Source organism: Bacillus sp. J14TS2, assembly GCF_018333015.1.
Classification (GTDB): Bacteria; Bacillota; Bacilli; order Bacillales; family Bacillaceae_C; genus Lederbergia.
Genome location: NZ_BORE01000004.1, coordinates 381,876 through 394,392, shown reverse-complemented (window position 1 = coordinate 394,392; position 12,517 = coordinate 381,876). Strand labels below are relative to the sequence as shown.

The following is a 12,517-nucleotide window of genomic DNA, read 5'->3' as shown; positions in this document are numbered from 1 at the left end:
AACCTCCTATTTTTAGTGAGTGGGTGATGAGATTGAGTTCCCTGTTAGGTACTTTAATCTTACATGAAGTCGCTGGGGATTTTTTATGTTTCTTTTTGGTAATTACATTATTTCATACACCAGGAAACTATAAAATTCTTGGCTTGTGGATAAGTTGTAATTTTGAGTTTTGTCATCCAGCTCCAGCGCCTAGCCCCGAGAGGCTCGCTGGATGCGAGTCCATCGGCGTTGCCACAGGACGTGGCAACCTTAGCCGATGTTCTGCTTAATAACCCTGAACCTATGAAGGGAAAAAGCCCTTTCCTAGGTTCAGGAACATTTGCTTGTCGGAGGCCAACAGGAAGTTGGTCAGAAAGGCGTTGCGCCAGGACGGCGCGAATTTAGCCTTTCTTCCTAAGATCAAGGCGCTTGCGTTTTTGTTCTTGGAAAGAAAAGTCTGATTTATGAAACCAAATGGTCGTTGATCCGTATAGAGAGTGGAAGCTAAAGAGAAGGGAAAGGGTATGATGAGTTTAAAGAGGGGTTTTACTTTAATAGGGATGATTTTGGCTGTTATCATATTAGCACTTGTTATTTTAACATCCTGGTATACAGTGGATGAATCTGACCAAGCCGTAATCGTTACTTTTGGAAAGGCGGACCAAACCAATACAGAGCCAGGTTTACATTTTAAACTTCCATGGCCGATACAAAATGTAGAAAAGTTGGCTCGGGAAACGAAAAAACTGGATTTTGGCTATAAAGATGCTGATGGAGACAAGAATGAAACGAAGATGATTACAGGGGATGAAAATATTGTCCTGGCTGATCTTGTTGTACAGTGGAAAATTACAGAGCCAGAGAAATATTTATTTAACGCGGCAAATCCAGAGGAAATTCTCTATGACGCTACGTCTGCTGCTTTACGAAGTATTATTGGAAGTTCAAAAATTGATGATGCGCTTACGACTGGAAAAGCGGAAATCGAAGGGGATGTCCGTGATTTACTTACAAACTTGCTGGATAAATACGATATTGGTATTTCCATTTTAGCAGTAAATTTAAAAGATGTTGAATTACCGAATGAAGAGGTTCGGAGCGCCTTTACCGCTGTTACAGATGCAAGGGAAACAATGAATACGAAAATAAATGAAGCCAATAAATATGAAAATAAGCGAACAAATGAGGCGAACGGTGAAAAAGCGGCAATTAAATCCAAAGCAGAAGGAGAGAAGGCTGCTAGGATTGAAGCAGCTAAAGGAAGTGTAGCTGTGTTTGATTCCCTCTATGAACAGTATAAATCCAATCCAGATATCACGCGTGAGAGGCTAACAATTGAAACGCTTGAACAAGTTTTACCTGAAGCGGAAATATACATTATGAATGATGATGGAAATACGCTAAAGTATTTGCCACTTCGTTCTATGGAAAAAGAAGAGGAAAAGCCAGTAAAAACGGATGAGAATCAGCAAGAAGAAAAGCAATCAGATGAATCAAATGACGAAGATAAAGGAGGAGAATCTTCACAATGAGTAAAAATGTTGTCGATATGGATGAGCGTCGCTCTGTTGAGCAAGAATGGCGTAAGTATACAAAAATAGGAATGTTTTTCATTGGATTGATTATTCTCCTTGTTTTGTTATTTACAAGTGTTTTTATCGTGCGTGAAGGTGAATACAAGGTTATCAGGCAATTTCAAGAAGTTGTTCGTGTTGAAACAGAACCAGGATTGGCTTTTAAAATCCCATTCTTACAAACTGTTTCCACTTTACCTAAATATCAGATGACTTATGATGTTTCACAGGCAGAAATTAATACAAAAGATAAAAAACGGATCATTATTGATAATTATGCCGTATGGAAAATTGATGATCCCCAAAAAATGATTTCCAATGCACGTACCGTTGAAAATGCGGAATCGCGGATGGAGGAGTTTATTTATTCAGTAGTTCGGACTGAATTGGGGCAATTAGATTATGATGAGATTATTAATGATGAGAAATCCTCTCGTGGAAGTTTAAATGATCGGATTACGGAACGAGTAAATGAACTTTTGTCCCGTGATGAGTATGGGGTCAATGTTGTAGATGTTCGTACAAAAAGAACAGATCTTCCAGCAGAAAATGAAAATTCTGTGTATACCCGGATGGTCTCGGAAAGAGAATCAACCGCTCAGGAGTATTTATCTAGAGGAGATGCTCAGAAAAACGAAATTATGGCAGAGACAGACCGGAAAGTAAGAGAATTGCTTTCAAAAGCTGAAGCCGAGGCTGAAGTCGTACGAGCAGAAGGTGAAGGAGAAGCTGCCCAAATTTTTAATAAATCTTTCTCAAAAGATCCTGAATTTTATAATCTTTATCGCACATTGGAATCTTATAAGAAAACGATTGGGGAAGATACCGTTATTATCCTACCATCTGATTCACCATACGCCCGTTTGTTAATGGGTTATACGGATAAAGACTAATAGATAAAGAAAAGACTAATCCAGCTTGTTGACCATGACTATGGTCTCCTGCTTGGCGTTCAAAGTGAACCTCGTATGATTCATCATATGAGGTTTCTTTTTTGATCACAGAAATGGAAAGAATCTACTATAGCACTTCTTTTTCTTTTTTATCTCGCTTCATGTAGAATAGAATTAAAATTGGACGAACCTGCTCCAACGGAGGTTACCGAAATGAAGAAAAAATTGATGTTAATTGACGGAAACAGTATTGCTTATCGAGCTTTTTTTGCTTTACCGCTGTTAAACAATGACAAAGGCGTTCACACAAATGCGATCTATGGATTTACAACGATGTTAATGAAAGTATTGGCAGAACAAAAGCCTACCCATATACTAGTCGCTTTTGATGCTGGTAAAACGACATTCCGACACTCAACTTTTACAGAGTATAAGGGAGGAAGACAAAAAACTCCACCAGAATTATCGGAGCAGTTCCCTTTTTTGCGTAATTTGCTTGATGCTTATGGGATAAAACGTTATGAATTAGAAAACTATGAAGCAGATGATATTATTGGCACTTTAGCAACGAAAGCGGAACAGGAGAATTTCGACGTACTTGTCATTTCAGGCGATAAAGATCTCACGCAACTAAGTACTGATAAGACGACCGTTGCCATCACTAAAAAAGGCATTACGGATATTGAAGCTTACACACCTGAGCATATAAATGAAAAATACGGTCTCCAGCCAGATCAAATTATCGACATGAAAGGATTAATGGGCGATCAGTCCGATAATATTCCTGGTGTACCAGGTGTGGGCGAGAAAACAGCCATTAAACTTTTAAAGGAATTCCATACGCTGGAAAACCTTCTGGAACATATTGATCAAGTTAGTGGGAAAAAATTAAAAGAAAAGCTAACAGAACATAGGAACCAAGCAGTTATGAGTAAGGAACTCGCAACTATTATGACGGAAGCCCCGATTGAGGTTGTGATTGATGAGTTACTTTATGAAGGCTATGAGCCGGAAAAACTGATCGCGCTTTTTAAAGAATTAGGTTTTCATTCATTGCTTGATAAGGTAGAAGGCGGGGAAGCGATCGAGGAGGAGGAACTAGAAGATATTCCCTATGAGATGGTTGATTCAATTACAGAAGATCTATTCACGGATGAAAGTTCGCTATATGTAGAAATTTTGGATGATAATTATCATACTGGAAAGATTATTGGTTTTGGCCTTGCCCATCAAAATGGTCATTATTTTATTCCTACTGAGCTTGCCCTACAATCAGAGGATTTTAAGAAGTGGGCAAGCGATGAGTCTAAGAAAAAAAGAGTATACGATGGAAAACGTTCGGTTGTATCATTAAAATGGCATGGTATTGATTTAAACGGAATTGATTTTGATTTAATGCTTGTCTCGTATTTATTGAATCCTTCCGAATCATCCGTTGATTTTGCGGGTGTAGCCAGACGTCATCATTATACAGATGTTCAAACAGATGAGGCAGTTTATGGAAAAGGTGCAAAAAGGAAAATTCCGGATGAGCAAATATTAGCTGAGCATCTTGCTCGTAAAGCGGCAGCGATTGATGCTTTATACACACAATGCTTAAAGGAGCTGGAGGAAAACCAGCAAACTGATCTGTTTTATGATTTGGAATTACCTCTTTCCATTATTTTAGCGGAGATGGAATATACAGGCGTAAAGGTGGATACAGCTCGAATACAAGAAATGCAATTAGAGCTTGCAGAACGGTTAAAAGAAATAGAAACGCGCATTTATACCCTTGCTGGGAGTGAATTTAATATTAATTCACCTAAACAATTAGGGGTGGTGTTATTCGAGAAACTAGGTCTTCCTATTTTAAAGAAAACTAAAACCGGATACTCCACTTCAGCAGATGTATTAGAAAAGCTTGAACAATCGCATGAAATTATTCCAGAGATCCTTCATTATCGCCAACTTGGAAAATTGCAGTCTACTTATATCGAGGGATTATTAAAGGTGATTCATAAAGACACGCATAGGGTGCATACGAGATTTAATCAAGCTCTAACATCTACGGGTAGATTAAGTTCAACAGATCCGAACCTGCAAAACATCCCGATTCGTTTAGAAGAAGGGAGAAAAATTAGACAAGCTTTTATTCCTTCGGAGAAAGATTGGGTAATTTTTGCTGCTGATTATTCCCAAATTGAATTACGAGTTCTGGCAGATATTGCTCAAGATCAAGGCCTTCAAGAAGCCTTCCAACATGATATGGATATTCATACAAAGACAGCCATGGACGTTTTCCATGTAACAGCAGATGAAGTGGATGGGAATATGAGAAGACAGGCGAAAGCTGTGAATTTTGGCATCGTCTATGGAATTAGTGATTATGGTCTGTCACAAAATCTGGGTATAACAAGGAAAGAAGCCGGAAAATTTATTGATCGTTATTTAGAGAGCTTTTCCGGCGTAAAACAATATATGGAAGATATTGTGCAAGAAGCGCGAGAAAACGGCTTTGTTTCTACCCTTCTTCACCGTAGGCGCTATATTCCAGAGATCACTAGTCGTAATTTTAACATCAGAAGCTTCGCTGAAAGAACAGCGATGAACACCCCGATTCAGGGAAGTGCCGCTGACATCATTAAAAAAGCGATGATCGAAATGGCAGCTCGTTTGAAAAAAGAACAATTACAAACAAGATTATTGTTACAAGTCCATGATGAATTAATCTTTGAAGCACCAAAAGATGAAATTAATAAGTTAAAAGAAATTGTACCAGAAGTAATGGAAGAGGCATTAGCCTTATCCGTTCCTTTAAAAGTGGAATATGCTTATGGCCCCACATGGTTTGATGCAAAATAAAAAGAAAAGCAGAAGGCGTTTGCCTAGGGGCGACAAGCAAATGTTCTGAAACGGAAGAAGGGTGTTTTTCCCTTCAGCCGTTTCAGGTTATTGGATGGAACATCGGCTAAAATCGCAACATCCTGTTGCAACGCCGATGGACTCGCATCCTGCGAGCCTCTCGCCTTAACGCCTGTAGCTAGACAAAAAGAAAAGCGGAAGGCGTTTGGGAAAAGGAAGAACGGCTAACTTCGCCACGTCCTGTGGCGACGCCGTCCTGACCCGCATCCTGCGGGCCTGCGACAAGCAAAAGTTCTGTAATGGAAGAAGGGTTTCCGCTTCAGCGAATGCCTGTAGCTACTAGTTAGAGAAAAAGAGGGAGAGAGTACTATGCCCGAATTGCCAGAGGTTGAATCTGTACGAAGGTCATTAAACGAATTGGTGGCAGGGAAAAAAATAAAAAATGTCACCATTCGTTGGCCTAAAATCATTAAACATCCATTAGAAGTCGAACAATTTCAAGATGCTTTAGGGGGACAGCTTATACACAATGTAGAGAGGAAAGGAAAGTTTTTAATCTTTCAATTGGATGATTATTCGCTTGTCTCACATTTGCGAATGGAAGGGAATTATAGCTTGCATCAACATGAGGAGGAACCTGATAAACATACACACATCCTCTTTTATTTTATGGATGGATCTTGCCTTTTTTATAGAGATGTCCGTAAATTTGGCACCATGCACTTATTCTCAAAAGGAACGGAAAATGATCAATTACCACTTTCAAAATTGGGGCCAGAACCCTTTGCAAATGAATGCACATTAGAATATTTATTGCAGAAATTAAGCAAAACAGATCGTTCCATTAAAGCTGTTTTACTTGATCAAACCATTGTCTCAGGTTTGGGCAATATTTATGTAGATGAAGTCCTTATTCGTTCGCAAATTCATCCTGAGCGCATCTCAAAAACGATATCGGAGCAAGAGGCTTTGATGCTTTTAAAAGAAATGAATGCTACTTTATTAGAGTCTATTGAGGCTGGCGGAAGCTCTGTTCATTCATATATGAACTCTCATGGGCTCAGTGGTTTGTATCAAGAAAAATTAAAGGTGTATGGAAAAAATGGTAAACCATGTCCTTTTTGTGGAACCGAAATTGAGAAAATGAAGGTAGCAGGACGAGGAACGCATTTTTGTCCGCAATGTCAGCAGATAGGATAATCAGTGACAGACAAAATTTGATTAGCCCAAGGGATCAAATCCAGGTAAGTTCTTGAGCGATAAGAAATAGGTAACTATTTAAAATCGTTTAACCACCCACGCATTCTTCTCATATACTGATGTAGTCACTGCTGATATGGGAAGGTGTGAAGTTATGGGCTTTTCATTATCACTCCTGCTACTTGCGATTGCTATTAGTCTTGATAGTTTTAGTACAGGAGTAGCCTATGGATTACGCAAAATGCGTATTCCGTATAAATCACTATTGATCATCGCTCTTTGTACGGCAATATCACTGCTTATTGCCATGTTTGCGGGAAGTATCATTGTGCAAGTCCTATCACCAACAGCCGCAAACCGGATTGGTGGAATTATTTTAATTATGATTGGTGCCTGGGTGATATTCCAATTTTTTCGAACAGAGAAAGGTCCACATGAACAAGCAGAAAAGCTAGTAGTGAACTGGGAAATCAAATCATTAGGCATCGTCATCCATATCCTGAAGAAACCAACCAGGGCAGATTTTGATTTATCTGGGACGATCACCGGTATTGAGGCCTTGCTTTTGGGCGCTGCCTTATCTTTGGATGCGTTTGGAGCGGGGATTGGAGCTGCTATGCTAGGATATTCTCCTTGGATGCTTGCTGGTTCTGCAGCGCTTATGAGTGCTATTTTTCTTAAAACAGGCCTGCAAATTGGCAATATCTTCTCTAAAACCAACTGGATCCAGCATTTTGCTTTTATGCCAGGTGTTTTATTGATTTTGATCGGTATATTAAAAATCTAGAGTGTAACTTGAAAGAGGCGAGTATTTTCATGATGGTCGGTTTAACCGGTGGAATTGCAAGTGGAAAAAGTACAGTTTCACAAATGTTCAAAGAAAAAGGTTTTGTAATTATTGATGCAGATATTGCTTCAAGGAAGGTCGTCGAACCAGAACAACCTGCATATCGAGAAATTGTGCAGGTTTTTGGAGAGTCGATTCTTTTACCAAATCAATGGTTGGATCGGGCGAAACTAGGTTCAATCATCTTTTCTGATGAGGCAAAACGGCAAACATTAAATTCAATTGTCCACCCGGCAGTCCGAGAACAAATGGAAAGTTGGAAAAATAAAGCATTGGCAGCCGGAAAACAGACGATTATTCATGATATTCCGTTACTATTTGAAAACAAATTAACCCATCTCGTGGAAAAAACTGTTGTTGTGTTTGTTGAAGAACAAGTACAATTAGCAAGATTGATGGAGAGAAATAAGTTATCTGAATCTGAAGCAAATGCACGAATTTCCTCGCAAATGTCACTTCGTGAAAAAGCAAAATTAGCTGATGCTGTGATTGATAACAATGGAGAAATGGCTGAAACAAAATCACAAATAGAGGAACTTATCAAGAAATGGGATCTTCATCCATAGGAACTCAGATCCTTTTCGGAATCAATAGCGCGTCAAAAAAAGAAGCATCCAAAAGTTCATTGACCTTTAGATGCTTCTTCTTTTTGCAAGATAAGAAAGTATAAAGTTTTTCTTAAGATTGCTTTAAGGCTGAGCAGTTGTTGGCCAGCTCCAGGCGCCATCGGCTCGAGGCTCGCAGGAGCGAGTCCATCGGCGTTGCGACGTACAGGATGTACTGTGCAGACGAAGCGACACGACGCGCGTTTGAGTCTGCCGCTAGGACGGCGCGAACTTAGCCGATGTTCTGCATAATAACCTGAGCCAATGAAAGGCAAAAAACGCCTTTCTTTGTCTCAGAACATTTGCTTGTCGAAGGTAGCGGGCGCCTTGCGCTTTTCTGATAAGAGAACTCACATTTTGTTATTTAGGCTCGAATTAAGGTATAATGATAAAATAGAATATATTGATTTGAACGGAGCTGGTATCATGAAATGCCCGTCCTGCAAGCATAATGGAACTCGAGTGGTCGATTCAAGGCCGGTTGATGATGTAAGGGCAATTAGAAGAAGAAGAGAATGTGAGAAATGTTCTTTTCGTTTTACAACATTTGAAAGGGTAGAAGAAACACCGCTGATTGTTGTAAAGAAAGAGGGAATTCGAGAAGAATTTAGTCGGGAAAAAATTTTAAGAGGGTTGATTCGTGCCTGCGAAAAAAGACCAGTTTCACTAGATCAGCTTGAACAAATCACGCATGAAATTGAGAGAGAAATTCGTGCACTTGGACAAGCAGAAGTGAACTCAGAGCTCATTGGGGAAAGAGTCATGGATAAATTATCGAAAACAGATGAGGTCGCCTACGTACGATTTGCCTCTGTTTATCGACAATTTAAAGATATCAATGTTTTCTTAGATGAACTGAAGGATTTAATAAAAAAAGATTGATGAGAGTGTGTTTGTTTTGAAGTCATATTGGAGTGAAATTCAGCCAATCGATGCTTTTGTTGTGAAAATGAACGGTATGTTGCATCCCCAAGATCAAAAGATAATTGAATCTTTATATCAACCGCTTATTGGTCCGGTTAGCACTTCCTTATACTTTACTTTATGGAATAGAGTGCAAGAAAATCGACTTTGGTCTGAACAGTTCAATCATTATCATCTGATGAATTTCCTTGACTTAAATTTGGACGAAATTTTTCAAGCTCGTCTAAAGCTGGAAGGAATTGGTTTAGTAAAAACATATGTAAAAACAGAAGCTGATACCCGTTCTTATTTATATGATTTACAACCACCCTTATCTGCCGAAGGTTTCTTTACAGATGGAATGCTAAATATATACTTATATCAAAAAATAGGGAAATCACAATTTTTGAAACTAAAACGGTTATTTATTGATGAAAAAGTAGACTTAAGTGGGTATCAAGAATGGACTCGTTCTTTTCAGGATGTTTTTTCATCTTTAGGCTCTGAAGCTCTAACGGATCAGGAGGCCCATTCAGCTAGCCAACCAGGAGAACAGCAAGCGTTTTTTAATCGTCAAGAACCCCCACTTATTAAAATTGCTGGGGAACAGTTTAACTTTGAGGTGCTGTTTTCCGGTTTATCAGAAATTATGGTTCCTAGACGAGTCTTTACTCAAGAAGCAAAAGAGGCCATTTCTAAATTAGCCTTTCTATACGCCATAGATGCCGTTAATATGAAAAATATTGTGTTAGCAAGTTTGGATGGCGACCAAACGATTGATTTAGAGGAGTTACGCAAAGCGGCACGAGATTGGTATCAATTAGAACATGATCATCAATTGCCACAAATGGTGGATCGTGTGCAACCTGTATATGCTAGGAATATGGCGGAACCAAAAACAAAAGAAGAACAATTGATCTCCTATTTAGAGACAATTTCACCACGGCAATTTTTAATTGATTTAGCGGATGGGGGGGAGCCATCCTTATCGGATTTACAAGCTGTAGAGGATGTTTTATTTCATCAGAAGCTTCCACCTGGCGTTATCAATGTTTTAATTCATTATGTGATGTTAAAAACGGATATGAAGCTGTCCAAAAGTTATTTAACGAAAATAGCCTCACACTGGTCTCGTAAGAAAATTAAAACGGTTAAGGAAGCCATGGATCTAGCAAAAAATGAACATCGTCAATACCAAGAGTGGGCGAATGATCGTAAAACAACAACGCAAAAGAGAAATAAGCCAATACGAACAGAAAGATTACCGGATTGGTTTGTAGAACCACAAGAAGCTGAAAATGTTGTTTTTGATGAGGAACAGGAAGAGAAACGGAAACGTTTAGAGGCCATTCAACAGAAATACCGCCAGCATGGAGGTGATCAAAATGGAACGAATTAATAGAACATTAGGGAAGCTGTCTCGGTCTCCTAATTTTCAAGAAAGATATGATCAATTAAAAATGGAGGTCTTATCGGATTCGGATGTGCAAGCTTTTTTGCAGAAGCATCAAGAGGAGATGAATGACCAGATCATTGAACAAGGATTAATGAAACTTCATGAATATGTGTCACAGACAAAAAAATGTGCGAACTGTTCCGGACTGAATCACTGCCAAAATATTATGCCAGGCTATGAACCTGTACTCATATGCGAAAATAAAAAAATTGATCTTTTTTATCGACCATGTCCAACAAAAGTATTGGAGGATGAGCGACGAAAAACAGAGAGATTGATTAAGAGTATTTACGTTCCCAAGGAAATATTACAGGCAAACTTTGCTGATTTTGCCCTAGATGACCCTAGCAGAATTGATGCATTTGAATTTGCGGAACAATTTGCTTCTGCCTATCAACCAGGCATAAAAATGCAGGGCTTATATTTATATGGGAGTTTCGGGGTCGGAAAATCCTTCTTATTAGGCGCAATTGCCAATCAACTTGCACAAAAGGAAATTTCTTCTCTGATTGTCTACGTTCCTGAGTTTTTCAGAGAAATGAAACAATCATTAGGTGACCATTCTATGAATGAAAAATTAGAAGTGGTAAAAAAAGCTCCAATTTTGATGTTGGATGATATTGGGGCTGAGTCGATGACAAGCTGGACAAGGGATGAAATATTAGGATCCATTCTCCAATTTCGCATGCATGAACAATTGCCCACTTTTTTTAGTTCTAATTTTAACTTCCTTGATTTGCAACATCATTTAACATATTCTCAGCGTGGAGAAGAGGAAAAGATCAAAGCGGCACGAATAATGGAAAGAATTAAATACCTAGCCTCACCGATTAAATTAACGGGTTCTAATCGGAGGCATCATTAAACACCTGCTTTTAACAGGTGTTTTCTAATTAGATGATGCTAGCTCCAGCGCCTAGAAATTTACATCTTCTGATTGTGTAAGTCAATATCAGATCGTCTTTCGTCCTCACCTTGTTGCCTTGATATAGACGGCAGGAGCTCGAGGCTAAATGAAAGGACAAGTTCATCCTTATTCGGTTCCGGGACATTTGCTTGACGCTCCTAATCAGCCGTCTTTCGTTTCACTATTCCTTTATCTTGACAGAGGATTTTAGCTCACAGGACATGAGTCAGAATGGCGTGCACTTAGCCGTTCTTCTTTTGATTCGCTGAACAGATGCCTCCACTTTTCTAATTTTTATGGTCTAGTCCTACCGAAACTTCATATATATGTACCAATGCGGAGTAAAGGGGGAGCAGGCTTGGAATTAATGTTCAAATCCATTAAAGAGGCAATCCGCTTAAAGTCTTTTTTAGCAACAAATGGCTTGCAGGATTCCTTTCAGGAAAAACGAGGCCGTTTTATATATTCATTTCAATCAATTGACACAAACAAGGATCAATACGTATCTGCTCTTATTCAATATATCCAAACTGTGAAAAGAAATGAATGGCTAGATCAAGTTCTTCAGAAGAAGTACAAGTACGAGAGCGAGAATGAACGGCACGATATGATTGAAATTGTGTCCGAAATGTTCGAGGGGAAGAGAAAAGAACTAACAGCATTAATAGGAGTAGTCAAGGAAGAAGCATTGCTTCGTGAAGCTGTGATCGATTTATTGGACTTTAAGGGAGCTGTCGCATTCGATTCTTTTTTGAGATTTCGATTAAGGGAATATTTTAAGCAGGTCACAGCGTATTTAGGGATTGCTATTGATGAATATAAAATGGAACAGGATTATCAAGTTTTTGTACAAACCTTAAGGGATTATTTACATGGTCGCCATACAAGACAATCCATTATCCACCTAATTTTAGACCGACCTGAAACTTTTTATGATCAGCATTTGAAAAAAATGAAGCAAGAGGAGATCCAAGGATTACTGGATCCTAGACTTTTATCAAACCACCCTGTTTATGTGGATTCTGCTGTGATTGCACCACTTCTTTCGATGGCGCCAAATAAAGTATTCTTATATACAAAGGATGAGGATCAGCCATTAGTTCGAACTTTAAAAAATATCTTTGAAGAAAGAATGACGATATTCTCTACGAATTATTTCTATCATTTATCCGAAGCATATACTGAGCACTCTTGATTTTCTTGCAAATTGTAGCTATAATAGCTACATAATTAAATGAGGACATGTAATGAGAAGGACATGAGCGTTTCGTCACGGTATTCAGAGAGGAAAGATAAAGCTGAGAGCTTT

11 protein-coding genes are annotated in these 12,517 nt (G+C 38.8%); all 11 read left to right on the top strand.

Annotated elements, in window-relative coordinates:
- A partial coding sequence (locus KI375_RS09065; protein ID WP_212973158.1) for a hypothetical protein occupies window positions 1-269 on the top strand: 269 nt, incomplete at its 5' end.
- Between the two features lie 234 nt (window positions 270-503).
- On the top strand, window positions 504-1,511 hold the full coding sequence (gene hflK / locus KI375_RS09060) for an FtsH protease activity modulator HflK (RefSeq protein ID WP_212973157.1): 1,008 nt from the start codon (window positions 504-506) through the stop codon (window positions 1,509-1,511).
- Window positions 1,508-2,446, top strand: a complete 939-nt coding sequence (gene hflC, locus KI375_RS09055; protein ID WP_212973156.1) for a protease modulator HflC — start codon at window positions 1,508-1,510, stop codon at window positions 2,444-2,446. The genes hflK and hflC overlap by 4 nt, the downstream gene beginning before the upstream one ends.
- 213 nt (window positions 2,447-2,659) lie before the next feature.
- On the top strand, window positions 2,660-5,290 hold the full coding sequence (polA, locus tag KI375_RS09050; RefSeq protein ID WP_212973155.1) for a DNA polymerase I: 2,631 nt from the start codon (window positions 2,660-2,662) through the stop codon (window positions 5,288-5,290).
- 369 nt (window positions 5,291-5,659) lie between these two features.
- Window positions 5,660-6,490, top strand: coding sequence for a DNA-formamidopyrimidine glycosylase (gene mutM, locus KI375_RS09045; RefSeq protein ID WP_212973154.1), 831 nt, complete (start codon window positions 5,660-5,662; stop codon window positions 6,488-6,490).
- A 154-nt stretch (window positions 6,491-6,644) separates the two neighbouring features.
- Window positions 6,645-7,277, top strand: coding sequence for a sporulation membrane protein YtaF (ytaF, locus tag KI375_RS09040; protein ID WP_212973153.1), 633 nt, complete (start codon window positions 6,645-6,647; stop codon window positions 7,275-7,277).
- A 23-nt stretch (window positions 7,278-7,300) separates the two neighbouring features.
- On the top strand, window positions 7,301-7,903 hold the full coding sequence (gene coaE, locus KI375_RS09035) for a dephospho-CoA kinase (protein WP_212973190.1): 603 nt from the start codon (window positions 7,301-7,303) through the stop codon (window positions 7,901-7,903).
- 465 nt (window positions 7,904-8,368) lie between these two features.
- On the top strand, window positions 8,369-8,824 hold the full coding sequence (gene nrdR / locus KI375_RS09030) for a transcriptional regulator NrdR (protein ID WP_207448696.1): 456 nt from the start codon (window positions 8,369-8,371) through the stop codon (window positions 8,822-8,824).
- Between the two features lie 16 nt (window positions 8,825-8,840).
- Complete coding sequence (locus tag KI375_RS09025) at window positions 8,841-10,244, top strand: replication initiation and membrane attachment family protein (RefSeq protein ID WP_212973152.1); 1,404 nt, start codon at window positions 8,841-8,843, stop codon at window positions 10,242-10,244.
- Entirely contained in the window at window positions 10,231-11,166 is a 936-nt protein-coding gene (gene dnaI / locus KI375_RS09020; protein WP_212973151.1) for a primosomal protein DnaI, read from the top strand. Before KI375_RS09025 ends, dnaI begins: the two co-directional genes overlap by 14 nt.
- 409 nt (window positions 11,167-11,575) lie before the next feature.
- The gene (locus tag KI375_RS09015) at window positions 11,576-12,403 is read left to right on the top strand and encodes a putative sporulation protein YtxC (protein ID WP_244852451.1); all 828 of its coding nucleotides are present in this window, start codon (window positions 11,576-11,578) and stop codon (window positions 12,401-12,403) included.
- The last annotated feature ends 114 nt before the right edge of the window (window positions 12,404-12,517 follow it).